At 62.7% G+C, this 25,726-nt stretch carries 37 protein-coding genes and 1 pseudogene; 34 read left to right on the top strand and 4 right to left on the bottom strand.

Features of this window, described 5'->3' with window-relative positions; translation table 11 throughout:
* From KZZ07_RS22710 to KZZ07_RS22655, 12 genes are all read left to right on the top strand, one after another.
* On the top strand, positions 1–594 hold a 594-nt coding region (locus KZZ07_RS22710), incomplete at its 5' end, for an EF-Tu C-terminal domain-related protein (RefSeq protein ID WP_255564532.1).
* A 136-nt stretch (positions 595–730) separates the two neighbouring features.
* Positions 731–1,036 carry a 30S ribosomal protein S10 gene (rpsJ, locus tag KZZ07_RS22705; RefSeq protein WP_023849092.1) on the top strand — a complete coding sequence of 102 codons (306 nt, stop codon included), beginning with the start codon at positions 731–733 and terminating at the stop codon, positions 1,034–1,036.
* 15 nt (positions 1,037–1,051) lie between these two features.
* Positions 1,052–1,891: a 50S ribosomal protein L3 gene (gene rplC, locus KZZ07_RS22700; RefSeq protein ID WP_219517678.1), complete on the top strand. Its 840-nt coding sequence runs from the start codon at positions 1,052–1,054 to the stop codon at positions 1,889–1,891.
* Positions 1,888–2,505 carry a 50S ribosomal protein L4 gene (rplD, locus tag KZZ07_RS22695; protein ID WP_219517676.1) on the top strand — a complete coding sequence of 206 codons (618 nt, stop codon included), beginning with the start codon at positions 1,888–1,890 and terminating at the stop codon, positions 2,503–2,505. Before rplC ends, rplD begins: the two co-directional genes overlap by 4 nt.
* Entirely contained in the window at positions 2,502–2,798 is a 297-nt protein-coding gene (locus tag KZZ07_RS22690; protein ID WP_219517674.1) for a 50S ribosomal protein L23, read from the top strand. Before rplD ends, KZZ07_RS22690 begins: the two co-directional genes overlap by 4 nt.
* A gap of 214 nt (positions 2,799–3,012) precedes the next feature.
* Entirely contained in the window at positions 3,013–3,495 is a 483-nt protein-coding gene (locus KZZ07_RS22685) for a hypothetical protein (protein WP_219517673.1), read from the top strand.
* A 254-nt stretch (positions 3,496–3,749) separates the two neighbouring features.
* A complete protein-coding gene (gene rplB, locus KZZ07_RS22680; protein WP_219517671.1) occupies positions 3,750–4,592 on the top strand; it encodes a 50S ribosomal protein L2 in 843 nt (280 codons plus the stop codon).
* Between the two features lie 3 nt (positions 4,593–4,595).
* Positions 4,596–4,874 (top strand): 30S ribosomal protein S19, encoded by a 279-nt coding sequence (gene rpsS, locus KZZ07_RS22675; RefSeq protein ID WP_068315468.1) that lies wholly within the window; start codon positions 4,596–4,598, stop codon positions 4,872–4,874.
* A 3-nt stretch (positions 4,875–4,877) separates the two neighbouring features.
* Positions 4,878–5,258, top strand: a complete 381-nt coding sequence (gene rplV / locus KZZ07_RS22670) for a 50S ribosomal protein L22 (RefSeq protein ID WP_219517669.1) — start codon at positions 4,878–4,880, stop codon at positions 5,256–5,258.
* The gene (gene rpsC / locus KZZ07_RS22665; protein ID WP_219517659.1) at positions 5,258–5,992 is read left to right on the top strand and encodes a 30S ribosomal protein S3; all 735 of its coding nucleotides are present in this window, start codon (positions 5,258–5,260) and stop codon (positions 5,990–5,992) included. Before rplV ends, rpsC begins: the two co-directional genes overlap by 1 nt.
* Before the next feature lie 2 nt (positions 5,993–5,994).
* Positions 5,995–6,408 carry a 50S ribosomal protein L16 gene (gene rplP, locus KZZ07_RS22660; RefSeq protein ID WP_219517657.1) on the top strand — a complete coding sequence of 138 codons (414 nt, stop codon included), beginning with the start codon at positions 5,995–5,997 and terminating at the stop codon, positions 6,406–6,408.
* 113 nt (positions 6,409–6,521) lie between these two features.
* Complete coding sequence (locus KZZ07_RS22655) at positions 6,522–7,154, top strand: DMP19 family protein (RefSeq protein ID WP_219517647.1); 633 nt, start codon at positions 6,522–6,524, stop codon at positions 7,152–7,154.
* Between the two features lie 3 nt (positions 7,155–7,157).
* On the opposite strand, the gene KZZ07_RS22650 is transcribed toward KZZ07_RS22655, so the two are convergent.
* On the bottom strand, positions 7,158–7,892 hold the full coding sequence (locus KZZ07_RS22650; protein ID WP_255564530.1) for a lysozyme family protein: 735 nt from the start codon (positions 7,890–7,892) through the stop codon (positions 7,158–7,160).
* Between the two features lie 91 nt (positions 7,893–7,983).
* Here KZZ07_RS22650 and KZZ07_RS22645 point away from each other — a divergent pair, with 91 nt between their 5' ends.
* Positions 7,984–8,601 (top strand): 2OG-Fe(II) oxygenase family protein, encoded by a 618-nt coding sequence (locus KZZ07_RS22645; protein WP_219517645.1) that lies wholly within the window; start codon positions 7,984–7,986, stop codon positions 8,599–8,601.
* Positions 8,602–8,667: 66 nt separating this feature from the next.
* Here KZZ07_RS22645 and KZZ07_RS22640 read toward each other — a convergent pair whose 3' ends face one another.
* Positions 8,668–10,260 (bottom strand): hybrid sensor histidine kinase/response regulator, encoded by a 1,593-nt coding sequence (locus KZZ07_RS22640; RefSeq protein ID WP_219517643.1) that lies wholly within the window; start codon positions 10,258–10,260, stop codon positions 8,668–8,670.
* A 266-nt stretch (positions 10,261–10,526) separates the two neighbouring features.
* Here KZZ07_RS22640 and KZZ07_RS22635 point away from each other — a divergent pair, with 266 nt between their 5' ends.
* The 16 genes and pseudogenes from KZZ07_RS22635 (at position 10,527) to KZZ07_RS22560 (ending at position 19,718) form a co-directional block, all read left to right on the top strand.
* Entirely contained in the window at positions 10,527–10,961 is a 435-nt protein-coding gene (locus tag KZZ07_RS22635; protein ID WP_219517640.1) for a hypothetical protein, read from the top strand.
* A gap of 148 nt (positions 10,962–11,109) precedes the next feature.
* On the top strand, positions 11,110–11,730 hold the full coding sequence (locus KZZ07_RS22630) for a hypothetical protein (RefSeq protein WP_219517639.1): 621 nt from the start codon (positions 11,110–11,112) through the stop codon (positions 11,728–11,730).
* Positions 11,731–11,884: 154 nt separating this feature from the next.
* The gene (gene rpmC, locus KZZ07_RS22625; RefSeq protein WP_219517630.1) at positions 11,885–12,097 is read left to right on the top strand and encodes a 50S ribosomal protein L29; all 213 of its coding nucleotides are present in this window, start codon (positions 11,885–11,887) and stop codon (positions 12,095–12,097) included.
* A 3-nt stretch (positions 12,098–12,100) separates the two neighbouring features.
* Positions 12,101–12,328, top strand: a pseudogene (gene rpsQ / locus KZZ07_RS22620) (30S ribosomal protein S17); the annotation flags it as partial.
* Between the two features lie 199 nt (positions 12,329–12,527).
* Positions 12,528–12,896 (top strand): 50S ribosomal protein L14, encoded by a 369-nt coding sequence (gene rplN, locus KZZ07_RS22615; protein WP_219517617.1) that lies wholly within the window; start codon positions 12,528–12,530, stop codon positions 12,894–12,896.
* A 1-nt stretch (position 12,897) separates the two neighbouring features.
* Positions 12,898–13,209 (top strand): 50S ribosomal protein L24, encoded by a 312-nt coding sequence (gene rplX / locus KZZ07_RS22610; RefSeq protein ID WP_219517615.1) that lies wholly within the window; start codon positions 12,898–12,900, stop codon positions 13,207–13,209.
* A complete protein-coding gene (gene rplE / locus KZZ07_RS22605; protein ID WP_219517612.1) occupies positions 13,202–13,783 on the top strand; it encodes a 50S ribosomal protein L5 in 582 nt (193 codons plus the stop codon). Before rplX ends, rplE begins: the two co-directional genes overlap by 8 nt.
* A gap of 13 nt (positions 13,784–13,796) precedes the next feature.
* Positions 13,797–14,102, top strand: a complete 306-nt coding sequence (rpsN, locus tag KZZ07_RS22600) for a 30S ribosomal protein S14 (protein WP_219517603.1) — start codon at positions 13,797–13,799, stop codon at positions 14,100–14,102.
* Positions 14,103–14,114: 12 nt separating this feature from the next.
* Positions 14,115–14,507 (top strand): 30S ribosomal protein S8, encoded by a 393-nt coding sequence (gene rpsH, locus KZZ07_RS22595; protein ID WP_219517592.1) that lies wholly within the window; start codon positions 14,115–14,117, stop codon positions 14,505–14,507.
* A gap of 14 nt (positions 14,508–14,521) precedes the next feature.
* Positions 14,522–15,055 (top strand): 50S ribosomal protein L6, encoded by a 534-nt coding sequence (gene rplF / locus KZZ07_RS22590; RefSeq protein ID WP_219517590.1) that lies wholly within the window; start codon positions 14,522–14,524, stop codon positions 15,053–15,055.
* 12 nt (positions 15,056–15,067) lie between these two features.
* Positions 15,068–15,427: a 50S ribosomal protein L18 gene (rplR, locus tag KZZ07_RS22585; RefSeq protein ID WP_219517588.1), complete on the top strand. Its 360-nt coding sequence runs from the start codon at positions 15,068–15,070 to the stop codon at positions 15,425–15,427.
* Positions 15,428–15,583: 156 nt separating this feature from the next.
* Positions 15,584–16,165: a 30S ribosomal protein S5 gene (gene rpsE, locus KZZ07_RS22580; RefSeq protein WP_219517586.1), complete on the top strand. Its 582-nt coding sequence runs from the start codon at positions 15,584–15,586 to the stop codon at positions 16,163–16,165.
* 2 nt (positions 16,166–16,167) lie between these two features.
* On the top strand, positions 16,168–16,356 hold the full coding sequence (rpmD, locus tag KZZ07_RS22575; RefSeq protein ID WP_043137362.1) for a 50S ribosomal protein L30: 189 nt from the start codon (positions 16,168–16,170) through the stop codon (positions 16,354–16,356).
* 147 nt (positions 16,357–16,503) lie between these two features.
* A complete protein-coding gene (locus KZZ07_RS22570; RefSeq protein WP_219517584.1) occupies positions 16,504–17,289 on the top strand; it encodes an MBL fold metallo-hydrolase in 786 nt (261 codons plus the stop codon).
* A 63-nt stretch (positions 17,290–17,352) separates the two neighbouring features.
* Positions 17,353–18,561, top strand: a complete 1,209-nt coding sequence (locus KZZ07_RS22565) for a cytochrome P450 (RefSeq protein ID WP_219517582.1) — start codon at positions 17,353–17,355, stop codon at positions 18,559–18,561.
* Positions 18,558–19,718: a cytochrome P450 gene (locus KZZ07_RS22560; protein ID WP_219517579.1), complete on the top strand. Its 1,161-nt coding sequence runs from the start codon at positions 18,558–18,560 to the stop codon at positions 19,716–19,718. The genes KZZ07_RS22565 and KZZ07_RS22560 overlap by 4 nt, the downstream gene beginning before the upstream one ends.
* A gap of 15 nt (positions 19,719–19,733) precedes the next feature.
* On the opposite strand, the gene KZZ07_RS22555 is transcribed toward KZZ07_RS22560, so the two are convergent.
* Both KZZ07_RS22555 and KZZ07_RS22550 read right to left on the bottom strand, forming a co-directional pair.
* A complete protein-coding gene (locus KZZ07_RS22555; RefSeq protein ID WP_255564529.1) occupies positions 19,734–20,990 on the bottom strand; it encodes a DEAD/DEAH box helicase in 1,257 nt (418 codons plus the stop codon).
* A 263-nt stretch (positions 20,991–21,253) separates the two neighbouring features.
* Complete coding sequence (locus KZZ07_RS22550; protein WP_219517577.1) at positions 21,254–21,913, bottom strand: hypothetical protein; 660 nt, start codon at positions 21,911–21,913, stop codon at positions 21,254–21,256.
* 280 nt (positions 21,914–22,193) lie between these two features.
* Here KZZ07_RS22550 and rplO point away from each other — a divergent pair, with 280 nt between their 5' ends.
* The 5 genes from rplO (at position 22,194) to rpsM (ending at position 25,714) form a co-directional block, all read left to right on the top strand.
* Positions 22,194–22,664: a 50S ribosomal protein L15 gene (gene rplO / locus KZZ07_RS22545; RefSeq protein ID WP_219517575.1), complete on the top strand. Its 471-nt coding sequence runs from the start codon at positions 22,194–22,196 to the stop codon at positions 22,662–22,664.
* 108 nt (positions 22,665–22,772) lie between these two features.
* Positions 22,773–24,140 carry a preprotein translocase subunit SecY gene (gene secY, locus KZZ07_RS22540; RefSeq protein ID WP_219517573.1) on the top strand — a complete coding sequence of 456 codons (1,368 nt, stop codon included), beginning with the start codon at positions 22,773–22,775 and terminating at the stop codon, positions 24,138–24,140.
* Positions 24,137–24,781: an adenylate kinase gene (locus KZZ07_RS22535; RefSeq protein WP_219517571.1), complete on the top strand. Its 645-nt coding sequence runs from the start codon at positions 24,137–24,139 to the stop codon at positions 24,779–24,781. The genes secY and KZZ07_RS22535 overlap by 4 nt, the downstream gene beginning before the upstream one ends.
* On the top strand, positions 24,778–25,149 hold the full coding sequence (locus tag KZZ07_RS22530; protein WP_219517569.1) for a hypothetical protein: 372 nt from the start codon (positions 24,778–24,780) through the stop codon (positions 25,147–25,149). Before KZZ07_RS22535 ends, KZZ07_RS22530 begins: the two co-directional genes overlap by 4 nt.
* A gap of 196 nt (positions 25,150–25,345) precedes the next feature.
* A complete protein-coding gene (gene rpsM, locus KZZ07_RS22525; RefSeq protein WP_219517567.1) occupies positions 25,346–25,714 on the top strand; it encodes a 30S ribosomal protein S13 in 369 nt (122 codons plus the stop codon).
* Positions 25,715–25,726 lie beyond the last annotated feature (12 nt).

The raw sequence follows: 25,726 nt of genomic DNA, 5'->3' as shown, positions 1-25,726 counted from the left end.
GAGTACATCCCGCAGCCGGAACGTGCCGTCGACCAGCCCTTCCTGATGCCGATCGAGGACGTGTTCTCGATCTCCGGTCGCGGTACGGTTGTGACCGGTCGTGTCGAGCGTGGCGTGGTGAACGTCGGCGACGAACTGGAAATCGTCGGCATCAAGGACACCAAGAAGACGACCTGCACCGGCGTCGAGATGTTCCGCAAGCTGCTGGATCGTGGTGAAGCAGGCGACAACGTCGGCGTGCTGCTGCGCGGCATCGACCGTGACGGCGTCGAGCGCGGCCAGGTTCTGTGCAAGCCGAAGTCGGTGAACCCGCACACCAAATTCGAGTGTGAGGTCTACATCCTGACCAAGGAAGAAGGCGGCCGTCACACGCCGTTCTTCAAGAACTACCGTCCGCAGTTCTACTTCCGGACCACCGACGTGACCGGCACCGTGACGCTGCCCGAGGGCACCGAGATGGTGATGCCGGGCGACAACCTGAAGTTCAACGTCGAGCTGATCGCGCCGATCGCGATGGAAGACGGCCTGCGCTTCGCCATCCGTGAAGGCGGCCGCACCGTGGGTTCGGGCGTCGTGTCGAAGATCATCGAGTAAGGCGCGCCGCGCCACTCGGCTGACAATCAAGGAAGGGCGCCCTGACCGGGGCGCCCTGACACTTCCGGGTTCGACGAAGGTTTGCGGTGGTCGCAGATCCTCCTCTCAACCCCAACATCGTGAACAAGGCTGTTCAATGAACCAGAACATCCGTATCCGGCTCAAGGCGTTCGATTACCGCGTGCTGGACGCCAGCACCCAGGAAATCGTCAACACCGCCAAGCGCACCGGCGCAACGGTCCGCGGTCCCATCCCGCTGCCGAACAAGATCGAGAAATATACCGTTCTGCGTGGTCCGCACGTCAACAAGAAGTCGCGCGACCAGTTCGAGATCCGCACGCACAAGCGCCTGCTGGACATCGTCGATCCGACCCCGCAGACCGTGGACGCCCTGATGAAGCTCGACCTCGCCGCCGGCGTTGACGTCGAAATCAAGGTATAAGGGAGGCCGATGAACATGCGCTCTGGAGTGATCGCAAAGAAGATCGGCATGACCCGTCTCTTCATGGAAGACGGCAAGCAGATCCCCGTCACCGTGCTGCAACTCGACACCCTTCAGGTTGTCGCGCAGCGCACAAATGACCAGCACGGCTATACCGCTGTCCAGCTGGGCGCCGGTACCGCAAAGGTCAAGCGCGTCAGCCAGGCGATGCGCGGCCATTTCGCCGTTGCCAAGGTCGAACCCAAGCGGAAAGTCGTGGAATTCCGCGTCGACCCCGAGAACCTGATCGAAGTGGGTGAGGAAATCATCGCCGACCACTACTTCGAAGGTCAGTTCGTGGACGTCAGCGGCATCACCATCGGTAAAGGTTTTGCCGGTGGCATGAAGCGCCACAACTTCGGCGGTCTGCGCGCCACGCACGGTGTGTCGATCTCGCACCGTTCGCACGGCTCGACAGGCCAGTGTCAGAACCCCGGCAAGGTGTTCAAGGGCAAGAAGATGGCCGGCCACATGGGCTCTGTCCGCGTGACCACGCAGAACCTGCAGGTCGTCCGCACCGACAGCGACCGTGGCATCATCATGATCAAGGGTGCCGTTCCCGGCCCCAAGGGATCCTGGGTGACCGTCAAGGACGCTGTCAAGAAGCCGACCCCGGAGAACGTCATTCTCCCCGCCGCGCTGATGAGCGCCAAGCGGGAAGCGATGAAAGCCGCCGAGGAAGCCGCAGAAGCCGCAGCCGCAGAGGCCGAAGCCGAAGCCAAGCGTCTTGCCGAAGAGCAGGCCGCCGCCGAAGCCGAAGCGCTGAAGGCCGCCGAGGCTGAAATCGAAGCCGAGAAGAAGGAAGGCGACGAATGAAACTCGACGTGATCAATCTCGACGGCGGTGCCGCGGGCGAAGTCGAGCTGGACGAGGCCCTGTTCGGGCTGGAGCCGCGCGCCGACATTCTCCACCGCGTCGTCCGCTGGCAGCGCAACAAGGCGCAGGCCGGTACGCACAAGGTCAAGACCCGCTCGGAAGTGTCCTACTCCAAGAAGAAGATCTATCGCCAGAAGGGCACCGGCGGCGCACGCCACGGCTCCCGCAACGCGCCGATCTTCCGCAAGGGTGGCATCTACAAGGGTCCGACCCCGCGTTCGCACGGCCATGAGCTGCCCAAGAAGGTCCGCAAGCTGGGCCTGATGCACGCGCTCTCGTCCAAGGTGAAGGACGGGTCGCTGGTGGTGATCGAGGCAGCGGACTGCGACGGCAAGAGCAAGACCCTTGCCAAGCAGGTCGCGAACCTGGGCTGGAAGCGCGCGCTGATCATCGACGGCGCCGAGGTCAGCGAAAACTTCGTCCGCGCAGCGGCCAACATCGAAGGTCTCGATGTGCTGCCGAGCCAGGGCGCAAACGTCTATGACATCCTCAAGCGTGACACGCTGGTTCTGACCAAGGCGGGTGTCGAAGCACTGGAGGCTCGTCTGAAATGAGCGCGAAGGCAGAACATTACGACGTGATCCGCAAGCCGATCATCACCGAGAAATCCACCATGGCGTCCGAGAACGGCGCGGTGGTCTTCGAAGTGGCGATCGACGCGGCCAAACCGCAGATCAAGGAAGCGGTCGAGGCGCTGTTCGGTGTCAAGGTGAAGGCGGTCAACACGACCATCACCAAGGGCAAGCAAAAGCGTTTCCGCGGCCAGATGGGCCGCCGCAAGGACGTCAAGAAGGCCTATGTCACCCTCGAAGAGGGCAACACGATCGACGTGAACACCGGTCTTTGAGTGCGTCGGCGGGGTGAACCCCGCCCTACGGAAAATGGAAAGGCCCTCGCAGTGATGCGGGGGCCTTTTCTGTTTGGCGGGAAGATATTTTTAGGGAGCGTATTCGTGGTCGACCCCGCTTCGGGGAAATGAGACACTTTCGAAGGTTGGTGAGGCTGCTGCGCAATTTTCACCAAAGAAGACCAAATATCTGATTCATGTTGAGGAGGCGAGTTTGTCACGTTTTTTTTCGTTGTTTTTGGCCGCTTTTTTGCTTTCGCCGAGGATTTCGTCAGCCCAAACGATTGAAGAGCTTTTGATCGGCACCTGGGATTGCAAAATGGAGACGAAAAGACAGGGACAAGTTGTTTCTGTCTATTCCGATACCAGGACTTTCAACGGAAAAAGAGTAAGTGGCGTTGGTACGCTCTTCATCCCGGGAAGTGAAAGGCGATCTACTTTGCTGAGCAAGGCAAGTTTTGACGCCCGAGTCCGAGTTCGCAAGGGAAAGGTCTATGCAAACAATATGCGTGTGAAACGGGTTGAGGACAAGTTGGATGGCCGAACCGCTTGGGTCCCCAATGCCGGCAAGTCCATGTCAGAAGGCGCTGTCCGAGGCGTGTTTCCGGCATATCCGAAGTTCGTGTCCAGGGATGTTGTGGTCTGGACGATTGAACGCACAGATCTGACCTACCAATGCAAGCGTAGGAAAAACTGATGGGGACTAGTACGGGGTAGGCGGGAAAATGGGGTGTCGAACAGCAGGTGGATTGACGCCCAAGTTTACATCGACTAAACGACCCCATCCGCAGCAGCCCCGGATTCGTCCGGGGCTTTGCTATTGTCTGCGGAGACACAGATTCGGGCACCTTCGGGGGCCTATACCACCGGGCACCTGCGGACGTATGTCGAGGGGCCTTTCACATAGCCCCGGACCCTTTCCGGGGCGCTAGCTAACGGAAGACAGAAAGCATGGCACTCAAGTCGTACAAGCCGACGACGCCGGGCCAGCGCGGGCTGGTGCTGATCGACCGTTCGGAGCTGTACAAAGGACGCCCCGTCAAGGCCCTCACCGAAGGTCTGACGAAGAAGGGTGGCCGGAACAACACCGGACGGATTACCGCTCGCCGCCGCGGCGGTGGCGCAAAACGCCTCTACCGGATCGTCGATTTCAAGCGCAACAAATTCGATGTCAACGGCATCGTGGTGCGCATCGAATATGACCCCAACCGTACCGCCTTCATCGCGCTCGTCCAGTATGACGACGGCGAACAGGCCTACATCCTCGCCCCCCAGCGCCTGGGCGTGGGCGACAAGGTCGTTTCCTCGACCAAAGCGGACATCAAGCCCGGCAACTGCATGCCCTTCAGCGGCATGCCGATCGGTACCATCGTCCACAACATCGAGCTGAAGCCCGGCAAGGGTGGCCAGATCGCACGCGCCGCGGGCACCTATGCCCAGTTCGTCGGCCGTGACGGTGGCTATGCCCAGATCCGCCTCAGCTCGGGCGAGCTGCGCCTGGTCCGCCAGGAATGCCTGGCCACGGTTGGCGCGGTCTCGAACCCCGACAACTCGAACCAGAACCTCGGCAAGGCCGGTCGCGTCCGCCACATGGGCAAGCGTCCCTCCGTCCGCGGTGTCGTCATGAACCCGATCGACCACCCGCACGGCGGTGGTGAAGGCCGGACCTCGGGTGGTCGTCACCCGGTGACGCCCTGGGGCAAGCCGACCAAGGGCAAGCGCACCCGCAACACCAACAAGGCGTCGCAGAAGCTGATCATCCGCTCGCGCCACGCCAAGAAGAAGGGGCGGTAATCCATGTCGCGTTCCGTCTGGAAAGGTCCGTTCGTCGATTCCTATGTCCTCAAGAAGGCAGAGAAGTCGCGTGAATCGGGCCGCAACGAAGTCATCAAGATCTGGTCGCGCCGCTCGACGATCCTGCCCCAGTTCGTGGGTCTGACGTTTGGCGTCTACAACGGCCAGAAGCATATCCCGGTCAACGTGTCCGAGGACATGATCGGCCAGAAGTTCGGCGAATATGCACCGACCCGTACCTACTACGGTCACGCAGCCGACAAGAAAGCGAAGAGGAAGTAAGCCATGGGCAAGGATAAGAATCCCCGCCGCGTGGCGGACAACGAAGCGATGGCAAAGCTGCGCATGCTGCGCACCAGCCCGCAGAAACTCAACCTCGTCGCACAGTTGATCCGCGGCAAGAAGGTGGACAAGGCCCTCACGGACCTGACCTTCTCGAAAAAGCGGATCGCCGTTGACGTGAGAAAGTGCCTGCAGTCGGCCATCGCCAACGCCGAGAACAACCACGGTCTGGACGTCGACGAACTCGTCGTTGCCGAGGCTTACGTGGGCAAGAACCTGGTCATGAAGCGCGGACGCCCCCGGGCCCGCGGTCGTTTTGGCCGGATCAACAAGCCGTTCTCGGAACTCACCATCAAGGTGCGCCAGGTTGAGGAGCAAGCCTAATGGGTAACAAGACCAATCCGATCGGCATGCGCCTGCAGGTGAACCGCACCTGGGACAGCCGCTGGTACGCCGACACCAAGGACTATGGTGATCTGCTTCTCGAGGATCTCAAGATCCGCGAGTTCATCTTCAACGAGTACCGCAACCCGCCGAAGCAGGCTGGCATCAGCCGCGTTATCATCGAGCGTCCGCACAAGAAGTGCCGCGTCACGGTGCATACCGCGCGCCCCGGTGTCATCATCGGCAAGAAGGGCGCGGACATCGAGGTGCTGCGCAAGAAGCTCTCGTCGATGACCGACTCGGAACTGCACCTCAACATCGTTGAGGTCCGCAAGCCCGAGCTCGACGCACAGCTGGTCGGCGAGTCGATCGCCCAGCAGCTGGAGCGCCGTGTCTCCTTCCGCCGCGCGATGAAGCGGGCTGTGCAGAACGCCATGCGCATGGGCGCCCAGGGTATCCGGGTGAACGTGGCTGGCCGTCTGGGTGGCGCGGAAATCGCACGGACCGAATGGTACCGCGAAGGCCGCGTGCCGCTGCACACGCTGCGCGCCGACATCGACTATGCCAACGTCGAGGCAACCACGCCTTACGGCATCATCGGCATCAAGGTCTGGATCTTCAAGGGTGAGATCATGGAACATGATCCGCAAGCCCGCGACCGCAAGAACCAGGAACTCCAGGACGGTCCGGCCCCCCGTGGTGCCGGTGGCGGCCGCCGGGATGATCGGAGGTAACCATGCTTCAGCCAAAGCGTACTAAATTCCGCAAGGTTCAGAAGGGCCGTATCAAGGGCCTGGCCAAGGGCGGTTCCGATCTGAACTTTGGCGGCTACGGCCTCAAGGCTCTTGAGCCCGAGCGCGTGACCGCGCGCCAGATCGAGGCAGCCCGTCGTGCCATGACGCGTCACATGAAGCGTCAGGGCCGCGTCTGGATCCGTATCTTCCCGGACACCCCCGTGACCGCCAAGCCCATCGAAGTTCGTATGGGTAAGGGTAAGGGCTCGGTCGACCGCTGGACCTGCAAGGTCAAGCCCGGTCGCGTGATGTTCGAGATCGACGGCGTGAACGAGGAAATCGCCCGCGAGGCGCTGCGTCTGGCCGCCATGAAGCTGCCGATCAAGACCCGCGTCGTGGTCCGCGAGGACTGGTAAGGGAAGGGTCTGTGACCCGTCCCAAAAAGTTTGGCCCCCGGCGCGACAGCGGCGGGGGTTTTTTTGTTTATCCTGCGTAGTGCGATCCAGATTTCAGATTCTTGAGGTTCTTAGTGAAACGTGTCGATCCGATCATGCCTTGGCGGGCGCCCGCGACGCGGTTTCCCACATTGGTGGAAGGCCAAAGCCCTCACTTGTTGTTAGAGACTCTTGGTGACGTCTTGCTGCCGCCGCTGGCCAAATTCCACGACACCGCAGGCCGTCGCATGCCACGGTTCGACAACAAGGACATGATGAGGTTCGTAAACTCAGGCACTATGTCCTGGGGTCAGGCCTTGTTAATCACCGAGGCCAATCTGAAGGGGGAGATACTGAATGGCGGGGTAGACCAGTTCTTTTTCAACAGCCCCTTTCTTGCCATTGAGATACCCGAGGTGCTGGACCGGTTCGCGCCGGCGGAGATGGCGCTGGTATACCGGCGGATCATTCCGGAAATGACTCGATCCATGGCGCGATTTTCTCTGGAAGACCCGGTGGACCATGATCTCCTGCACGAAATCTGCGAATTGCCGAGATCGCGTCATGGCGATGTGCTGAGTGATTTCGAGGACGCATTTTGTGGACTCGATGAGACCCTTCGGTTCGCCGATGATCCTGTTTCGGAATCGTCCTGGTCAAACATGCTTGCCGACACGGTCGTGAGATATGTGATGGCCAACAAGACCGAGTTCGTCATGGGAGCGTAACGGTCACCCCGCAAAAATCCTTGCCATCGCCCCGTCGAACCGCGCCCAGGTCATCGTCGCCTTGTTGCCGGCGTAACCCTCGTAATAGCTTTCGCCTGAGGGCAGGGGGAGCCCGGCCCAGACCTTGGCCAGCCGGTACATGAAACTGCGCCGCGTGATCTCTTTGCGCTGGAAGGCCAGGAAGCCGGCATCGACCAGAAGCTCATGCGCCAGACGGTCCTGCAGATCGGGGGAGAAGCGCGCGCCGGGATGAACGCCAAGTTCCCGGATCAGGTGCCGCAGCGTATCGGGAATGAACTGATAGCGCCCGATGGCGTGGGGCTGGCCTGGCGTGGCCTTGATCCAGTTCAGGATTTCCTGAACCGTCATTTCCGTGGGACGCTTGGGCGGTTTGACACGAGCGCCGTGGATCACGGCATCGTAGCCGCCATGGGCCGATTCCGCCTCGGCAATAAGGCTAAGCAATTTCGCGGCGGCGGTATTGCCCGCCAGCGCGTCGCCCCGGTCGGCCCGCGGCTGATCGACGGGCTTGGGCAGAGGGGCCAGGAAGCCGAGTCTTTGGCCCCCGGCGAACAGGCTGCCACCTTGCGCCTGCGGCATGGGCGAGGGTTTGCGCATGGCCACGAGAGGCGCGCGCGCGCTACTGTCACCATGCGGGAAAAGAGACGCGCTTTGCGCGGCGGCGGCGTTGCCAAGGGCCAGCAGTGCCATCAGGATCAGGCAGCGGATCGGGAACATTCTGTTCTCACTTCTCGTTTGGCTGCGACCATGCCGCCGAGAGGTTGAGATTCCATTTCCCCCGGTGGTCACCTTGGGCTAAAGCGCGGACATGACCCAGATCCGTTCGCTTTTTGCCACCCGTCTCTACCAGGCCCGGCTGTCCGAGCATGGCGCCATCGACACCGATGAACTGGAAGGTTCGTGCTATTCCATCGCCGAGGATGACGAGGCGGGACAGGACTGGTGCGAGCAGCAGGGGTATCCCGGCTACACCTCCTATGCTTCGCTGACGGATCTGCCCTGGCGCTTCCCGATCTTCGCCGATCTCGTAAAGGTTCTCGACAAGCATGTGGCGGCCTTTGCCGAGGATCTCGAATTCGATCTGGGTGACAAGAGCCTGGTGCTCGAGGATATCTGGATCAACATCCTGCCCGAGGGTGGGACGCATTCCAGCCATATCCATCCGCATTCGGTGATTTCCGGGACCACCTATGTGGCCATGCCCGAAGGCGCCTCGGCGCTGAAGCTGGAGGACCCCCGGCTGGCGATGATGATGGCCGCCCCGACGCGCAAAAAGGGCTGCCGCGAGGAGCTGCGCTCTTTCATCTACGTGGCGCCTGGGGTGGGCGAGGTTCTGTTGTGGGAAAGCTGGCTGCGCCACGAGGTGCCGCTGAACATGGCCGAGGAAAACCGGGTCTCCGTCAGCTTTAACTACAAGTGGGAGTGAGGCGCGGTCCGGCCTAGCTTGCAAGCTCTCCACCAGAGAGATCGAGCGCCGAACGGGCGGAGGTTGTCAGCCCCCCGGGGTGACCGACTGTCGAGGCATGGGCCTGACTTTCTCAAGCAAGGTCGTGATCGCCGCGCGCAGGTCCGGGGCGGGCACCGGTTTTGCCAGGACGAGGTCGATCCCTGACCCCTCACCACCTGTGCCGGGCTTGGCGAGGCCCGTCAGCAGGATCGTCGGTGTCGTCGGGTGCCGGGCCTTTATCTGCGCGGCAATCTCGGCGCCGGTGGAGGCGCCGGGGACATGGTTGTCCAGCAGCGCAAGGTCGAACGTGGCGCCATCAATGGCCATCAGGGCCTCCTCGGCAGAGGCTGTGGCTGTGACGGAGAACCCCCAGCTGCGCAGGTTGCGCAGCAGCACGTTGCGGATCGAGGCCTCATCTTCCAGCAACAGCACATGCAGCTTGTCGAATTGCGCAGGCTCGCCGGTGGGCGCCGGGGTCTCAACCGTGCATTTGCCCTTGTGCAGCGGAAAGAACAGGCGGACGCAGGTCCCGACATCCGGCTCAGACTCGATGGCGATTTCGCCGCCCAGCTGCCGCATGAAACCGGCCGCCATCGACAGACCCAGGCCCGACCCCTTGGAACGCGGCTTGGTCGTGAAGAAGGGTTCGGTGACGCGGGCCAGATGCTGGGCGGCGATGCCCTTGCCGTCGTCCCGGATCGACAGGCAGGCGTATTCGCCAACTGCGACCATCGGGCTGGCGGCTGCTGTTTCACTGCTGATCCGGATCGTCCCGCCTTCGCGGATGGCGTCCAATGCGTTGATGAGGATGTTCAGGATCACCGATTGCAAGTTGTCGCGGTCGGCAAAGATGGGAATGACCCCTGGCGTGCGATCGACAAAAATGGTCGGCTTTTTGAAGGAGGTCCTTGCGAACATGGCGACGGCGCGCGCCGTTTCTTCGCCCAGATCCAGTGCGACAGGTCGGATCGTGGCCTTTTGGGCAAAATTCAACAGGCTGCGGGTCAGGGTGCCGCCGCGTTTGGAGGCGGTGACGATTTCCGTCAGCAGCTGGTCGGTCAGCGCGCTCTCGGCGTCCTGCTGGAGCAGTTCGGCGTTGCCCATGACCACGGCCAGGATGTTGTTGACGTCATGCGCGACACCGGCGGTCAATTCACCCAGGGCGGCGAGCCGGTTGGCCTGGGCGCGGCGTTCCTCGGCGCGGCGGGCATCGGTGACATCCAGGCTGCTGCCCAGGCCGCGCACGATCTCACCGGTCTCGCCAGCCTCGGGGGCGACGATTTCGCGGATGTAGCCAAGGCTGCGATCAGGGCGGAAAAAGCGGTATTCCATCTCGATGGTCTCACCCTGCAGGAGGCGCTGATAGGCCTCGCGCAGCAGGTTGCGATCCTCGGGGTGGATCATCTCCATCTCGCCTTCCAGGCCGCTGACGGAGGCGATGAATTCTTGCGGGGTCTGCCCGAATATCGCCGCGTGGCGGACCGAGCAGACCTCGACGATGGACTGTCGCACGTTGAAGACGAAATAGCCCAGCTGCGCGATGCGCGCGGCCTGTTCCAGCATCAGGGCATGAGACTGTCCGTCGACCCCGATCCGGCTGTAAAGCGCGTCGTCGCCAGAGGTCGACCGATCCGACATGCGCTGCATCTCCCTGCTCGTCAGGTGCGACTATACCGAGGCCACGAATGCCTCGGCAAGCGGGCAGAACGGAGCGCGAGAAGAAGACGCAGGCGCGCGCGGGCTCTTTCTTTCGGGTTTTGACATGATTCCCACGGAAGCGTTGAGCATTGGTTAATTTCCGTGCCGGAGTCCCTTTCGAATCCCCGACAGTTTACGGCCATTCGTAGACCAAGAATTCACGTTTCTCCCCGCGTACTAGGAACGGAGATAATTCGGGGATTCAGATGGACAGTCACATCACCGGGAGCGGGCCATTGGCGGCAAAGCCTCATCGCCACCAGGCACTTTTGCAGAGTTTGGAGCGGGGCCAATCCGCCAACTCCGTGGGGCATCGCGCCAAGGCCCTGGCGCAGGCAGCCTGTGCCGAGGGTGAATGCTTGCGCCAGGGGCAGGCGGCGTCGCGGGTCGCGCGCAGGGCAGAAGGGAGCGCGGTCCTCGAGACCAGTTTTGTCAGCCTGACCTATAGTGCGACGGCCGTCTCCGCGCATTTCGGGTCCGACCTGCCCACGGACCCCGCAATGGCAAAGGTAGAAGAGGCGGCCCCGGGCCCGGCGCAAGGAGAAGAGGAGGGGGCCAACGCCTACAGTGCATCGGCAATCTTTGTCTCGGCCCATGTCACCTATTCTGCCGCGAGCGTGGCATTGGAACTGCTGCGTTAGTCGGACGACCCGCCCCGCTAGCCGCCGGTGGAAATTGTTCGAACAAACCGGTTGGCGTAGAAAAACAACAGGGCTACGAGACACTTGGGCCAATGCGGTGCGCCGTGTGTCCGGGACGAAGACAGGTGATTTAAAGAGGAGGTTGGCCATGCGGTTTGCCATTGTTTCCATCGTTGTGGGGCTTGTCCCCTTGGCCGCACAGGCACAGGATCTATCGCCCTGCCTCGGGCTGACGGACGATCAGGCCCGCCTGATCTGTTACGATTCCCTCGCAGGTTTTGACCCCGCGCCCGCCCCGGCCCCAGAAGCTGACGCGCCGGATGCGCCCGACCCCTCGAAATGGACATTTGTCGAGAAATCGGACCCGTTTTCCGGCGAAGACACCTCTTATGTCGTGCTCGAAAGCGACAAGGCCCACCTGCGCATGACGGATGCGCCCGTCTCGACCTTCGTACGGTGCGACGGCAAGGGCGGTCACGAGATCTTTGTGGTCTCCGGCGGATATATCGGCAGCACCCGGGACACGGTCCCGGTGCGCTACAAGTTCGGTGACAACGCGCCGATTTCGGAACGGTGGGGCGAATCCACCAGCGGCAAGGCGGCCTTCCTGCCAGAGCGTTTCAGGGATTTTCGTGCCGGCCTGATGACTGGTGAGAGCTTTGTCTTCGAGCTCACCGATTTCCGCGGATCGCGCTCGAACGCGCGCTTTCCGGCAACCTCCCTGGGCGATCGGTTCGACTATGTGATCGGCGGCTGCCGCGAGCGCTGACGGCCAAGGCCCCGTGCCGGACCAGATAGTCCTTGCATGGGCTGGGATTCTGGCCTAATGGGGCCGCTCATCCACGGACTCCACCGGAATCAGGGTGACCCTGCATGCTCGCAGGCAGGGGCCTACCGGTGATGTTGAAACAAAGGAGAGGCGCATGAACGCCCAGGACCTCCGTGACAAGTCCCCGGACGAACTCCGGGACCAGCTTGTCCAGCTGAAAAAGGAGGCTTTCAACCTCCGCTTCCAGGCGGCCACGAGCCAGCTGGAAAACACGGCGCGCATGCGCCAGGTGCGCCGCGACGTCGCGCGCATCAACACCATCCTGAACGAAAAAGCCGCTGCTGCGGCCTCGACTGCGGAGGCGTAACAGATGCCCAAGCGTATCCTGCAAGGCACCGTCACATCGACCGCCAACGCCCAGACCGTGACCGTTCAGGTCGTCCGTCGCTTCAAGCACCCCGTGCTGCAGAAGACCATCAAGAAATCCAAGAAGTACCGCGCCCATGACGAGGCCGGTGCCTTCAACGTCGGCGACAGCGTGATGATCCGCGAATGCGCGCCGAAGTCCAAGACCAAGCGGTGGGAAGTGATGACCGCCGAGATGCTTGACGAGCACAACAAGGCGCGCGCCGAAGCGGCCGCCGCCGAAAAGGCTCGCTTTGAGGCGCAGATGTCCGCCGAGGCAGAAACCGCCCAGTAAAGGGCAGAGCCGAGCCCCGTTCGCGGGGCTCGGTTGCATACGAAACCCCCGGGTCAATGTTCTCTTGTGAGCGGCCCGGGACGTCGGGAGAAAACTTATGATCCAGATGCAGACCAATCTGGATGTCGCTGACAATTCCGGAGCCCGGAAAGTTCAGTGCATCAAGGTTCTGGGCGGTTCCCACCGCCGCTATGCCTCTGTCGGCGACATCATCGTGGTGTCGGTGAAAGAGGCCATTCCGCGTGGTCGCGTGAAAAAGGGTGACGTCCGCAAGGCCGTCGTCGTGCGCACCGCCAAGGAAGTTCGTCGTGAAGACGGCACCTCGATCCGCTTTGACCGCAACGCTGCCGTGATCCTCGGCAACAATGGCGAGCCGGTCGGTACGCGTATCTTCGGACCGGTTGTGCGCGAGTTGCGCGCCAAGAACTTCATGAAGATCATCTCGCTCGCCCCGGAGGTGCTGTAAGATGGCCGCGAAACTGAAAAAAGGTGACACCGTCATCGTCCTGACCGGCAAGGACAAGGGCAAGACCGGTGAGATCGTCAGCGTCGACCCCAAGGCCGGCAAGGCCATCGTCGACGGGCTGAATGTCGCCATTCGCCACACCCGCCAGAGCCAGACCAGCCAAGGCGGCCGCGTGCCCAAGGCGCTGCCCGTGGACCTGTCGAACCTGGCTTATGTCGATGCCAACGGCAAACCGACCCGCGTTGGTTTCCGCATGGAAGGCGACAAGAAGGTTCGCTTTGCCAAGACCACGGGGGACGTGATCGATGCTTGATATGGACAACTACACCCCGCGCATGAAGGCCCAGTATCGCGAGACGATCAAGGCCGCGATGAAAGAGCAGTTCGGCTACACGAACGACATGCAGATCCCGAGCCTGCAGAAGATCGTGCTGAACATCGGTTGCGGCGCCGAGGCGGTTCGTGACTCGAAAAAGGCCAAGTCGGCCGTCGAGGACCTGACCAAGATCGCCGGCCAGCAGGCCGTCGGCACCAAGGCCAAGCACTCGCACGCCCCCTTCCGCCTGCGCGAAGGCATGATCATCGGCGCCAAGGTCACCCTGCGTGACGTGCGCATGTATGAATTCCTCGACCGCCTGGTGACCGTTGCAATGCCGCGCATCCGCGACTTCCGCGGCGTGAAACCGTCCTTCGACGGTCGCGGCAACTTTGCAATGGGCCTGAAGGAACACATCGTGTTCCCCGAGATCGATTTCGACAAGGTCGACGAGGTCTGGGGCATGGACGTGATCATCACGACCAACGCGAAGGAATATGGCGAGCATTCGGCCGATGCACAGGCCCGAGCGCTGCTGACCCATTTCAACATGCCGTTCACCAAGGCGTAATAGGAGCGATATCATGGCTAAAAAAGCAATGATCGAGCGCGAGAAGAAGCGCGAGCGCCTGGTGGCCCGGTATGCCGCCAAGCGCGCTGAACTGAAAGAAATTGCAACCGACGAATCGAAGCCGATGGAAGAGCGTTTCAAGGCCCGCCTCAAGCTGGCCAAGCTGCCGCGCAATTCCTCGCCCACCCGGCTGCACAACCGCTGCCAGCTGACGGGCCGTCCGCACGCCTACTACCGCAAGCTCAAGATCAGCCGGATCGCCCTGCGCGAACTCGGTTCGAACGGCAAGCTGCCCGGCGTCGTGAAGTCGAGCTGGTAAGGAGGGGATGAGATGAACGATCCTATCGGCGATATGCTCACCCGTATCCGCAACGCACAATCGCGTGGCAAGTCCACGACGTCGACACCGGCGTCCAAGCTGCGCGGCTGGGTTCTGGATGTGCTGGCTGACGAAGGCTACATCCGCGGCTACGAAAGCAGCACGGACGAGCGCGGCCACCCCGCGTTCGAGATCAGCCTCAAGTACTTCGACGGCACGCCTGTCATTCGCGAAGTGAAGCGGGTCTCCAAACCCGGCCGCCGCGTCTACATGAGTGTCAATGACATCCCGCAGGTCCGTCAGGGTCTGGGTGTGTCGATTGTCTCCACCCCCAAGGGTGTGATGTCGGACGCAAATGCACGCGCAGCCAACGTCGGCGGCGAAGTGCTCTGCACCGTATTCTAAGGAGGCCTGATCACATGTCTCGTATTGGTAAGAAGCCGGTCGAACTGCCCTCGGGCGTCTCGGCCAGCGTCTCCGGCCAGACCATCGAAGTGAAGGGCCCGAAAGGCACCCAGAGCTTTACGGCCACGGATGACGTGACCCTCACGGTCGAGGAAAACGCAATCTCGGTGGAACCGCGTGGCAAGTCCAAGCGCGCCCGCCAGCAGTGGGGCATGTCCCGCACTGTGGTTGCGAACCTCGTCCACGGCGTCCAGAACACCTTCAAGAAGGAACTGGAAATCCAGGGCGTCGGCTACCGCGCTCAGCTGGCAGGCAAGGTCCTGAAGCTGAACCTCGGCCTGTCGCACGATGTGGATTTCGAGATTCCTGACGGCATCACCATCACCTGCCCCAAGCCCACCGAGATCATCATCGAAGGGCATGACAACCAGCAGGTGGGCCAAGTCGCGGCCAACATTCGCGACTGGCGCCGGCCCGAGCCGTATAAGGGGAAGGGTATTCGCTACAAGGGCGAGTACATCTTCCAGAAGGAAGGCAAGAAGAAGTAAGGACGCAGGAACATGGCAAATAGCAAACGTGTATTGTTCCAGAAGCGCCGCTTGCGCGTCCGGAACAAACTTCGCAAGGTCAATGCAGGGCGCGTGCGCCTGAGCGTGCACCGATCGAACAAGAACATCTCGGTCCAGCTGATCGACGACGTCCAGGGCAAGACCCTGGCCGCCGCCTCTTCGCTGGAGCCCAGCCTCGGTGTTATCGGTAAGAACAACGTCGAGGCCGCGGCCAAGGTGGGTGCGGCAATCGCCGAACGCGCCAAGGCGGCCGGTGTCGAAGAAGCATACTTCGACCGCGGTGGATTCCTCTTCCACGGCAAGGTGAAGGCCCTGGCCGACGCCGCGCGTGAAGGTGGCCTGAAGATCTGAAGTTTCGGTGCGCAGCTCTTGCGCACCGTTCGCAAGCTGCGCCTTCGGGCGCAGCTTCATTTGCAGGCGGAGACGCCTCGATGATCGAGGGGCCGCTCGGCCCACTGCGATTGAACAAACCGGTGCTCTTGGGCACCACGAGAAAAGGAATGCCTTATGGCAGAACGTGACAACAAGCGTGGCGGCGGTCGCGGTCGTCGTGACCGCGAAGAACAGACGCCCGAATTTGCCGATCGCCTGGTGGCGATCAACCGTGTGTCCAAGACCGTCAAGGGTGGTAAGCGTTTCGGCTTCGCCGCACTCGTCGTCGTGGGCGACCAGAAAGGCCGTGTCGGCTTTGGCAAGGGCAAGGCCAAGGAGGTCCCCGAGGCCATCCGCAAGGCCACCGAGCAAGCCAAGCGCAAGATGATCCGCGTGCCGCTGAAAGAGGGCCGCACCCTGCACCACGACGCCAAGGGTCATCACGGCGCAGGCAAGATCACCATGCGGACCGCCCCCCAGGGTACCGGTATCATCGCCGGTGGTCCGATGCGTGCCGTGTTCGAGATGCTGGGCGTTCAGGACGTTGTCGCCAAGTCGACCGGCTCGCAGAACCCCTACGCGATGATCCACGCCACGCTGGACGCCCTGCGCAACCAGCAGTCGCCGCGCAATGTCGCGCAGCGTCGTGGCAAAAAGGTCGCCGACATCCTGCCCAAGCGTGATGAAGCGCCCGCAGCCGAGACCGAGGAGGCCTGATCATGGCTAAGACCATTGTCGTCAAACAGGTCGGGTCGCCGATCCGTCGCCCCGCCATCCAGCGCCAGACCCTGGTCGGCCTGGGCCTGAACAAGATGCACCGCGTGCGCGAGCTGGAAGATACCCCGGCGGTTCGCGGCATGATCCGCAAGATCCCGCATCTGGTGGAAATCGTCGAAGAGCGCGACTGAGCCTCTTTTTCGAAGTGAACAGAAACGCCCTCCGGTCCGTCCGGGGGGCGTTTTTCGTTTCACCGGGGGCCTGTTGCAAAGTTCGATTTGTCGAAGGTCGGGGGCGTACTACCCTTTCTGGAGAACAGACCACAGGGAGCGCCAACCATGACCTTTACCCGCCGCAACTTCCTTCACACCGCTGCTGCCGCAGGCAGTATCACGGTACTGCCCTTCGCGGGCCGGGCCGACGGCCACCTGTCCAACGAGTTCCAGACCTCGGAAGGTACGATCATGGTGCATCCCGTCCATCATGCCTCCATCGTGCTGGAGACGCCGGTTGGCACGATCTATGTCGATCCGGTGGGCGAAGTTTCGGAGTACGAGAGTTTTCCCGATGCCGACCTGATCCTGATCACGCACCAGCACGGGGACCATTACAATGCGGACGTCCTGACCGCGCTGAAGGGGGAAAACACCCAGATGCTGACCAACCCGGCGGTCTTCGACATGCTGACCGATGAGTTGAAGGTGAACACCAGCGCGCTTGCCAATGGCGCCAGCGCCAGCCTGACCGGTCTGCAGGTGGACGCGATCCCGGCCTACAACATGACTGAAGGGCGCGAGAACTTTCACCCCAAGGGCCGCGACAACGGCTATGTCCTGACCATGGGCGATTTCCGCATCTACGTCTCGGGCGATACCGAGGACATCCCGGACATGCGCGCACTGGACGGCATTGACCTGGCGTTTGTCTGCATGAACCTGCCGTTCACCATGACGGCAGAGGCGGCGGCGGACGCGGTGCGCGACTTCGCCCCGACCTATGTCTATCCCTACCATTATCGCGGCCGGGACGGCGGCACGCAGGACCCGGCGATGTTCGCCGAGATGGTCGGCGACGCGGCCACCGTGAAGATGGGCGATTGGTACAAACCGGGCGAGCTTGGCTGACCGGGCTTTGGCCCCTTGCCGAACGGAAAAGCCTCCCGCAAAGTCGTTGCGGGAGGCTTTTTCATGGCACTGGATGTTTCGACTTTCGATCTCAACGCGATCGGCCCGGATTTCATAGAGAATCCACACCCCGTCCTGCACCGGTTGCGGCAGGAAGACCCGGTTCACCGCAATGCGGACGGTTCTGTCTTTCTGACCCGCTTTGACGATTGCATGGCGGTCTATCGAAGCCGTGACATGCTGTCCGACAAGACAGAGGCCTTTGGCGAGAAATTCGGCCAGTGCCCGCTGCAAAAGCACCACACGACCAGCCTGATCTTCAACGATCCTCCCTATCACACGGTGGTGCGCAAGCTGATCTCCGGCGCCTTCACGCCGCGCAAACTGGCCGAGTTCGAACCGCTGATCGACAAGATCGTGGACCGACTGCTGGACCGGGTCGAGGACCTTGGAGAGCTGGACCTGATCGAGGATTTCGCCAAGGTCCTGCCGACCGAGATCATCAGCTTCATGCTGGGTATCCCCGAGGAACACCGCGCGCGACTGCGTGGCTATTCGCTGGCGATCCTGGGGGCGCTGGACCCGGTTGTGCCGCAGGACCGTCTGGCCGAGGGAAACCGCGCGGTCGAGGAGTTCGGCGAGATCCTGGGCGACCTCATCGACCACCGTCGCCGGAATCCGGAGGGCGCGCATGAAGGCGAGGTGCTGGAATCGCTGATCTTCGGCGAACACGAGGGGCGGCGCCTGACCCAGGAAGAGCTGATCCAGAACTGTATTTTCCTGCTGAACGCGGGGCATGAGACGACGACGAGTTTCGTCGGAAACTCTGTTGGTCTGCTGATGGACAACCCCGACCAGCACCGGATGCTGCTGGACGACCCGGATCTGATCGGTTCGGCGGTCGAGGAGTTCCTGCGGGTTGAAAGCCCGCTGCAGATCGGCAACCGGCTGGCCGGCGAGGATATCGAACTGTCGACCGGCGTGTTGCCCAAGGGCACCTATATCCACACCTCCATCGCGGCGGCGAACCGCGATCCAGATGTCTTTCCCGATCCCGACCGGCTGGACATCAGGCGCAGGCCCAACCGGCAGATCGCTTTCATCACCGGGATACACGTCTGTCTTGGTGCCTCGCTGGCGCGGGTCGAGGGCAAGATCGCTCTGGGGAAATTCGTGCGGCGTTTTCCGAAACTGGCGGCGAACGGCCCGCGCACGCGGGTGCCGTTGGCGCGGTTCCGGGGCTATGCGACCTTGCCCGTGCGTGTGCGATGAGCGACGCGCCCCGGGTCGACCTGGCCCCCGCAGAACTGGTTGCCGATCCCTATCCGGCGCTGGCGCGGTTGCAGGCAGAAATACCCATTGCCTATGTCCCGCAACTGGGCGCGACGCTGATCACCCGGCGAAACGTGATCTTTGAGCAGGAAAAGCGGATCGAGGTGTTTTCCTCACGCCAGCCGCAGGGGCTTATGACCCGCCTCATGGGCGAAAACATGATGCGCAAGGATGGCGAGGAACACGGGGCCGAACGACGCGCCTGTTTCCCCGCCTATTCACCCCGTACCGTGCGCGACCGTTGGTCCGACGCCTTTCGCACAGCGGCAAAGGATGCGCTGGAGGACATGGCGCGGCAGGGGCAATGCGATCTCGTCCCCGACTACGCCATGCGGCTGTCGGGAGAGGCCTTGCGGGCGATCACCGGGCTGCACGGGCTGACCTGGCAAGAGATGGATGCTGTCAGCCAGGGAATGATCGACGGGATCGCCAACTACACCGGCGACCCGGAGGTTGAGGCCCGGTGCCATGCGGCGACGGCCCGGATCGATGCGGCCATCGACGCGCAGGCGGGCGATCCGCCGGAAATGTCCCTGTTGGACGTGCAGATGCGCGCCGGGCCGCCGATGGACAGCGTTCGGGCGAATATCAAGCTGGCGATCTCGGGTGGGCAGAACGAACCGCGCGACGCGATTGCGGGCTGTGCCTGGGCGCTCTTGACCCACCCGGCAGAGCTGGCCCGAGTGCGGGCGGGCGAGGCAAGCTGGCAGGATGTCTTCGAGGAATTCACCCGCTGGATCGCCCCCATCGGTATGAGCCCGCGCGAGGTGGCGCGGGAGGACGTGGTGGAGGGGGTCCGGTTCGATCCGGGCGACCGGGTGTTCCTGATGTACGGCATCGGAAACCGCGACCCGGAGGTCTTTGAGCGGCCAGAGGTCTTTGACGTGTCGCGCGACACGCGGCCGAGCCTGGCGTTCGGCGCTGGTCCACACTTCTGCGCAGGGGCGGCGGCGTCGCGATCGCTGATCGCCGAGGTCGCGCTGCCGATGCTGTTCGAGAGGTTTCCGGGGATGGAACTGGCCGGGCCGGTGGAGTTCACCGGCTGGGCGTTCCGGGGGCCGAAATCGGTCCCCGTAAGGCTCGGGGGCGCCGTTTAGCGCCCCCGGTCAAACTCAGGCCGCCTTGGAGCGGCGGGTGCGGCTGCGCCGCGGGCGTCCGGGTTTCGCGGCGTTGCCACCGGGGCGATTGCCGGGGCGCCGGTTTCCGCCGCCGCCGCCACCGCGAGAGGGCTTCTTGACCGGCTCCCACGGTTCACCGCCCGCCACTGCGATGTCGCGGCCCATGACCTTGAGGATCGCATGGAACTCACCCATCTCGGTGGGCGCGCAATAGGCGATGGCCGTGCCGTCCAGCCCGGCGCGCGCCGTACGCCCGATGCGGTGGACATAGTTGTCGGCAACGTTCGGCAGATCAAAGTTGTAGACGTAGCGCACCGAGGGAATATCGATGCCGCGCGCGGCCACATCCGTGGCGACCAGCACCTTCAGTTCGCCGTCACGGAACGCCTTGAGCGCGCGGTCGCGCTGGCCCTGGCTCTTGTTTCCGTGGATCGACCCGGCAGCAAAGCCCTTGGCTTCGAGGTGCTTCTTCAGCTTCTCAGCGCCATGCTTGGTGCGCGAAAAGACCAGCGCGGCCTCTGCGCGGTGTCCGTCCAGGTGGTTGACCAGCAGGGAGGCCTTGTGCGCCTGTTCGACGAAGTGCACGCTCTGCTCGATGCGCTCGACGGGTTTGCCCGGAGGTGTCACCTCGATCCGCACGGGGTTGGTCAGGTAGGTGGCCGCGATCTCTGCCATCTGCTTGGGCATCGTGGCCGAAAACAGCATGGTCTGACGTTCTGCGGGCAGATGCTTGGCGATCTGGCGCAGCGCATGGATGAACCCGAGGTCCAGCATCTGGTCGGCTTCGTCCAGCACCAGGAAGTCTGTCCCGTCGAGGCGCACGGATTTGCGCTCCATCAGGTCGATGAGGCGGCCGGGGGTTGCGACCAGCAGGTCGGTGCCCTTGGCCAGCCGCTGGGTCTGCGCGTTGATCGAGGTGCCACCGGTCACGATGCCGATCTTGACCGGGGTTCCGGCGGCGTAGATGCGCAGGTTGTCAACGATCTGCTTTGCCAGCTCGCGCGTCGGGGCAAGGATCAGGCCATGCACGGACTTGGCGGCGGGCCGGGTCTGTTTGCGCATCAGGGTGGAAATCAGCGGCAGGCCGAAGGCGGCGGTCTTGCCGGTGCCGGTCTGCGCCAGGCCCATGACATCGCGGCCATTCATGGCGTGCGGGATGGCCTGGGTCTGAATCGGGGTGGGGGTGGTGATGTTCTGTTCGGCCAGGTTGGCCAGAAGGCGGGGCGGCAGCCCCAGCATGTCGAAATCCAAGAGTACGTCCTTTAGTGCGGGCCGGGCCCGCGAAATCATGCGTTTCCCACCACGATCAGGATCGCGGCGCGCACGGGTGAGACCACAAGCGGGGACGCGAGGTATCGTGCCGGCGCGCCTGTTGCGGTTCTGGACCCCCGCGTGAAATGGGAACCATGTGGAAAAGATGTGCCGAGAGGGCGCTTTCGCCCGTCAGCCCCGCTCACGCGGCGGGTGCGGCAACTGAATGCTAAATGCGGTGCTGCGATGCAGAAGTCAAGGGCTCAGGCGGGAATGCCCTGCATTGCCAGCGGGCGCAGCGGTGCAAGGCGCAGGGCCATCTCCTCGCGTTCGCGCCGTTCGCGGCGATAGCCGAGGAACATGGCCGCCAGGATCGCGCAGTACAGGGCCAGCAGGTAGGCCGGGTAGGCGAGCAGAACCGGCGAGAAGGATCCGACCGACAGGAGGCCCAGAAGCGAGGCCACTGCCGACAGGCCCCAGCAGGCCGCGGTTTCCGTCCTGGGGGCTGCATAGGCCTTGAGAACGGTCGGGATGCCACCCAGCGCACTGATCCCGATGGCGATGGCCAGGGCAAAGACGGCATCGTCGGTCATCCACCACAGGACCAAGCCAATTGCCGCCACCGCATAGATGGCCAGGTCTCGGGCGTGCAGAACGCCCCCTATGCCAAAACGGATCGAAAGCACGAAGATCAGCACCGTCTCGGCGGTTTCGACGCCGACAAAGAACAGCGAGGCATCGGCGCCCTTGTCGATGTTGGACACCAGGCAGATCCCCGACAGCACCGACCAGATCAGCCAAGTCGACCGTACCGGACGGGTGCTGCCGGTCAGCATGTCGCGGATATAGGGCAGGCAGGCAAGGTTGCTGACCGCGACGGAGGCGATGCCAAGGATCAAGAGCCAATCGGCGTCAAAGGGCATGGTCAGGTCTCCGGGGTTGGTCGCGAGACGTAACGAGTACGCGATTGCCAACACCCTGGCGGGGCGTCGCGGACCATGCCATTCAGGGATTCCCGACCGTCGGGAATACCCGACCCGCGACCCTGCCGCGTGGAGGAGTCCGAACTTCAGGGAAGGCTTGTCTTGGCCGGGGTGCTTCGCTATACGCCCCCGGTGGCCTTCCGGCCCGATTCACAAGCAAGAAACGCCGTGGTCTGTCCATCATCGCTTCGCGGGCAGCATCCGGCATAGGAGAAGCGACATGAAACTCAATGAACTGCGCGACAATCCCGGCGCAACCAAGACGAAGAAACGCATCGGCCGCGGCCCCGGTTCGGGCAAGGGCAAGATGGGCGGCCGTGGTATCAAAGGCCAGAAATCGCGTTCGGGTGTGGCCATCAACGGCTACGAAGGCGGCCAGATGCCGCTGTACCAGCGCCTGCCCAAGCGTGGCTTCAACAAGCCGAACCGCAAGGCATATGCCGTCGTCAACCTGGGCCTGATCCAGAAATTCGTCGACGCGGGCAAGCTGGATGCCGGCAACATCACCGAAGAAACCCTGGTTTCCTCGGGTCTCGTCCGCCGTTCGCTGGATGGCATCCGCGTCCTCGCCAAGGGCGACGTGACCGGCGCCCTGACCATCAACGTGACTGGCGCGTCGAAATCGGCTGTCGCCGCCGTTGAAGGCAAGGGCGGTTCGCTGACCGTCACCACCGCGGCAGCGGCGGAATAACGACTTGTGAGCGGCGCGCCCGCCGCTTACATGTCCAACAGTTTTCCATTGCGCGCCGCCCGACGGAAAACCCGTCGTGGCGGCGTTTGACTGAAAAGAGAGATCCGCATGGTATCTGCAGCAGAGCAAATGGCCGCCAACACCAGCTGGGCGGCGCTTGGCAAAGCAACCGACCTGCGCAATCGCATCTTCTTCACCCTCGCCCTTCTGATCGTCTACCGGCTTGGCACCTACATTCCCGTTCCGGGGATCGACGGCGCCGCGCTGCAAGAGTTCGTCGAGCAGGCCGGGCAAGGCGTTGCGGGCATGGTGTCGATGTTCACCGGCGGCGCGCTGGGACGCATGGGGATCTTTGCGCTGGGCATCATGCCCTACATCTCGGCCTCGATCATGGTGCAGCTTCTGACGGCCATGGTGCCGGCGCTGGAGCAGCTCAAGAAAGAGGGTGAGCAGGGCCGCAAGAAGATCAACCAGTACACCCGTTACGGCACGGTGGCTCTGGCGGTGATCCAGTCCTACGGCCTCGCGGTCAGCCTGGAGGCCGGGGATCTTGTGACCGATCCGGGCTGGTTCTTCCGGGCCGCCTGCATGATCACGCTGGTCGGCGGCACCATGTTCCTGATGTGGCTGGGTGAACAGATCACCGCGCGCGGCATCGGCAACGGCATCTCGTTGATCATCTTCGTCGGCATCATCGCCGAGGTTCCCGCAGCGCTGGCACAGTTCTTCAGCCAAGGCCAGTCGGGCGCGATCAGCCCGGCGGTGATCGTGGGCGTGATCCTGATGGTGGTGGGGGTCATCACCTTCGTCGTCTTCATGGAGCGCGCGCTGCGAAAGATCACGATCCAGTACCCACGCCGCCAGGTGGGCATGAAGATGACCGAGGCGCAGCAATCTCACCTGCCGGTCAAGGTCAACCCGGCGGGCGTCATCCCGGCGATCTTCGCAAGCTCCCTGCTGCTGCTGCCGGTCACGATCTCGACCTTCTCGGGCGGCTCGGATACCGGCCCGATCATGTCGACGATCCTTGCCTACTTTGGCCCGGGACAGCCGCTCTACCTGCTGTTCTTCGGCGGCATGATCGTCTTCTTCGCCTATTTCTACACCTTCAACGTCTCGTTCAAACCCGATGACGTTGCGGACAACCTGAAGAACCAGAACGGTTTCGTGCCGGGCATCCGTCCCGGCAAGAAGACCGCCGATTATCTTGAATACGTCGTGAACCGCGTACTGGTTCTGGGCTCTCTCTACCTGACGGCGGTCTGCCTTCTGCCCGAGATCCTGCGCACCCAATACGCCATCCCGTTCTACTTTGGCGGCACTTCGGTTCTGATCGTGGTCAGCGTGACCATGGACACCATTCAACAGGTCCAGAGTCATCTCTTGGCACATCAGTACGAAGGTCTTATTCAAAAGTCGCAGCTGCGCGGCAAGGGTAAGGGCCGCAAGAAACGGGGGGCACCAGCGCGTCGATGAACATCATTCTTTTGGGACCGCCGGGGGCGGGTAAGGGCACACAGGCACGTATTCTCGAAGAGAACCGTGGCATGGTCCAACTGTCGACCGGCGACATGCTGCGCGAGGCCAAGGACAGCGGCACCGAAATGGGCAAGATCGTCGCTGACGTGATGGCCCGCGGTGACTTGGTCACGGACGAGATCGTGATCGGTCTGATCCGCGAAAAGCTGGAAACGGTAAAGGCCAACGGCTTTATCTTCGATGGCTTCCCGCGCACGCTGGCGCAGGCGGACGCCCTGGGCAAGCTGCTCGCGGATGAGGGCCAGACCCTGGACAAGGTTATCGAACTGCGCGTCGATGACGATGTCCTGGTGCAGCGCATCACCGCTCGCTCGACCTGCGGCAGCTGTGGTGAGGTCTACAACGACCTGACCAAGCCGATCCCCGAGGACGGCAAATGCGTGAAGTGCGGCGGGACAGAGTTCAAGCGCCGCGCCGATGACAACGAGGACAGCCTGCGGACGCGGCTGATGGCCTACTACAAGCAGACCTCTCCGCTGATCGGTTACTACTACGCGCAGGGCAAGCACAGCAGCGTCGATGGGCTTGGCGAGATCGCCGAGATCCAGTCGGCGATCGCCGGGCAACTCGACGCATGAAATCAGGCCTGACGGCGGCGGCCCTTCTGACACTCGGACTGTCCGCTGCCGCCCCGGCCAAAGCTGAAGAGTTCCTCGAAAACCCGGGCTATTGCGATCTTCCCTACGAGGATCGCGAAATGGCGGATATCGTGTCGCTGATGCCCACCGGGATCGAAAGCCACGGCGCGCGCTGTTACTGGTCGGGCGCCCGTTTCGTTCCCGGGCAGTCCCTGTCGGTCACGGCAACCTGTGACGATGGCGGCAGCCAGTGGCAGACCGGGCTCTGGATCAGCGAGACAAAGGGGGGGTATGTGCGGGTTGTGCCTGACGGAATCTTCCCTTTGCCAGAGATCTATTTTCCCTGTTCGCAATGGTCGCGAAAATAGCCTTGACAGGGGGTTGACCTTCTGGGCCCTGCCCAATAGGTAGCCCCATCCCGCAAGGGATAAATTGCCCGAATCGTGGAACAGGATTCGGGACGATCACCTGAGTTATGACAGACGCCCGGCAGCCGCATGGCCCGGGCTTCCGTTGTGAAAAAAGGGCCTGGTGCTACGGGCTCGCAACGAAAGGAACAGAGACTTGGCACGTATTGCCGGCGTCAACATCCCGACCCACAAGCGCGTCCCGATCGCGCTGACCTACATCCACGGCATTGGTCCGTCCACCGCCAAGGAAATCTGCGCGGCCACCAACATCGACGTGGCCCGCCGCGTCAATGAGCTGAGCGACGCAGAAGTCCTGGCCGTCCGTGAGTTCATCGACGCCAACCTGACCGTCGAAGGCGACCTGCGCCGCGAAGTTCAGATGAACGTCAAGCGCCTGATGGACCTCGGCTGCTACCGTGGCCTGCGCCATCGCCGCAACCTCCCCGTCCGCGGTCAGCGGACCCACACCAACGCACGCACGCGCAAGGGCCCCGCAAAGCCCATCGCTGGCAAGAAGAAGTAAGGGGAGAACGGA

This window comes from Mameliella sp. CS4, from assembly GCF_019392335.1.
In the GTDB taxonomy this organism is placed as follows: Bacteria; Pseudomonadota; Alphaproteobacteria; order Rhodobacterales; family Rhodobacteraceae; genus Antarctobacter.
The sequence above is the reverse complement of the archived record's forward strand: the minus strand, read 5'-3'. Positions and strand labels throughout refer to the sequence as shown.

Excerpts from the sequence above, each read along its gene's own strand:
- KZZ07_RS22650 (WP_255564530.1), bottom strand. The coding sequence starts at position 7,892 with ATGTTCCCGATCCGCTGCCTGATCCTGATGGCACTGCTGGCCCTTGGC.
- rplE (WP_219517612.1), top strand. The coding sequence starts at position 13,202 with ATGCTTGATATGGACAACTACACCCCGCGCATGAAGGCCCAGTATCGC.
- KZZ07_RS22550 (WP_219517577.1), bottom strand. The coding sequence starts at position 21,913 with ATGCCCTTTGACGCCGATTGGCTCTTGATCCTTGGCATCGCCTCCGTC.
- rplP (WP_219517657.1), top strand. The coding sequence starts at position 5,995 with ATGCTTCAGCCAAAGCGTACTAAATTCCGCAAGGTTCAGAAGGGCCGT.
- KZZ07_RS22645 (WP_219517645.1), top strand. The coding sequence starts at position 7,984 with ATGACCCAGATCCGTTCGCTTTTTGCCACCCGTCTCTACCAGGCCCGG.
- rplF (WP_219517590.1), top strand. The coding sequence starts at position 14,522 with ATGTCTCGTATTGGTAAGAAGCCGGTCGAACTGCCCTCGGGCGTCTCG.
- KZZ07_RS22690 (WP_219517674.1), top strand. The coding sequence starts at position 2,502 with ATGAGCGCGAAGGCAGAACATTACGACGTGATCCGCAAGCCGATCATC.
- KZZ07_RS22535 (WP_219517571.1), top strand. The coding sequence starts at position 24,137 with ATGAACATCATTCTTTTGGGACCGCCGGGGGCGGGTAAGGGCACACAG.
- rplB (WP_219517671.1), top strand. The coding sequence starts at position 3,750 with ATGGCACTCAAGTCGTACAAGCCGACGACGCCGGGCCAGCGCGGGCTG.
- rpsE (WP_219517586.1), top strand. The coding sequence starts at position 15,584 with ATGGCAGAACGTGACAACAAGCGTGGCGGCGGTCGCGGTCGTCGTGAC.
- rpmD (WP_043137362.1), top strand. The coding sequence starts at position 16,168 with ATGGCTAAGACCATTGTCGTCAAACAGGTCGGGTCGCCGATCCGTCGC.
- KZZ07_RS22640 (WP_219517643.1), bottom strand. The coding sequence starts at position 10,260 with ATGTCGGATCGGTCGACCTCTGGCGACGACGCGCTTTACAGCCGGATC.
- rpsC (WP_219517659.1), top strand. The coding sequence starts at position 5,258 with ATGGGTAACAAGACCAATCCGATCGGCATGCGCCTGCAGGTGAACCGC.
- rplV (WP_219517669.1), top strand. The coding sequence starts at position 4,878 with ATGGGCAAGGATAAGAATCCCCGCCGCGTGGCGGACAACGAAGCGATG.
- KZZ07_RS22530 (WP_219517569.1), top strand. The coding sequence starts at position 24,778 with ATGAAATCAGGCCTGACGGCGGCGGCCCTTCTGACACTCGGACTGTCC.
- KZZ07_RS22570 (WP_219517584.1), top strand. The coding sequence starts at position 16,504 with ATGACCTTTACCCGCCGCAACTTCCTTCACACCGCTGCTGCCGCAGGC.
- rplC (WP_219517678.1), top strand. The coding sequence starts at position 1,052 with ATGCGCTCTGGAGTGATCGCAAAGAAGATCGGCATGACCCGTCTCTTC.
- rpsN (WP_219517603.1), top strand. The coding sequence starts at position 13,797 with ATGGCTAAAAAAGCAATGATCGAGCGCGAGAAGAAGCGCGAGCGCCTG.
- rpmC (WP_219517630.1), top strand. The coding sequence starts at position 11,885 with ATGAACGCCCAGGACCTCCGTGACAAGTCCCCGGACGAACTCCGGGAC.
- rpsH (WP_219517592.1), top strand. The coding sequence starts at position 14,115 with ATGAACGATCCTATCGGCGATATGCTCACCCGTATCCGCAACGCACAA.
- KZZ07_RS22560 (WP_219517579.1), top strand. The coding sequence starts at position 18,558 with ATGAGCGACGCGCCCCGGGTCGACCTGGCCCCCGCAGAACTGGTTGCC.
- rplN (WP_219517617.1), top strand. The coding sequence starts at position 12,528 with ATGATCCAGATGCAGACCAATCTGGATGTCGCTGACAATTCCGGAGCC.
- rpsS (WP_068315468.1), top strand. The coding sequence starts at position 4,596 with ATGTCGCGTTCCGTCTGGAAAGGTCCGTTCGTCGATTCCTATGTCCTC.
- rplD (WP_219517676.1), top strand. The coding sequence starts at position 1,888 with ATGAAACTCGACGTGATCAATCTCGACGGCGGTGCCGCGGGCGAAGTC.
- rplX (WP_219517615.1), top strand. The coding sequence starts at position 12,898 with ATGGCCGCGAAACTGAAAAAAGGTGACACCGTCATCGTCCTGACCGGC.
- rpsJ (WP_023849092.1), top strand. The coding sequence starts at position 731 with ATGAACCAGAACATCCGTATCCGGCTCAAGGCGTTCGATTACCGCGTG.
- rplR (WP_219517588.1), top strand. The coding sequence starts at position 15,068 with ATGGCAAATAGCAAACGTGTATTGTTCCAGAAGCGCCGCTTGCGCGTC.
- rplO (WP_219517575.1), top strand. The coding sequence starts at position 22,194 with ATGAAACTCAATGAACTGCGCGACAATCCCGGCGCAACCAAGACGAAG.
- KZZ07_RS22630 (WP_219517639.1), top strand. The coding sequence starts at position 11,110 with ATGCGGTTTGCCATTGTTTCCATCGTTGTGGGGCTTGTCCCCTTGGCC.
- secY (WP_219517573.1), top strand. The coding sequence starts at position 22,773 with ATGGTATCTGCAGCAGAGCAAATGGCCGCCAACACCAGCTGGGCGGCG.
- KZZ07_RS22565 (WP_219517582.1), top strand. The coding sequence starts at position 17,353 with ATGGCACTGGATGTTTCGACTTTCGATCTCAACGCGATCGGCCCGGAT.
- KZZ07_RS22635 (WP_219517640.1), top strand. The coding sequence starts at position 10,527 with ATGGACAGTCACATCACCGGGAGCGGGCCATTGGCGGCAAAGCCTCAT.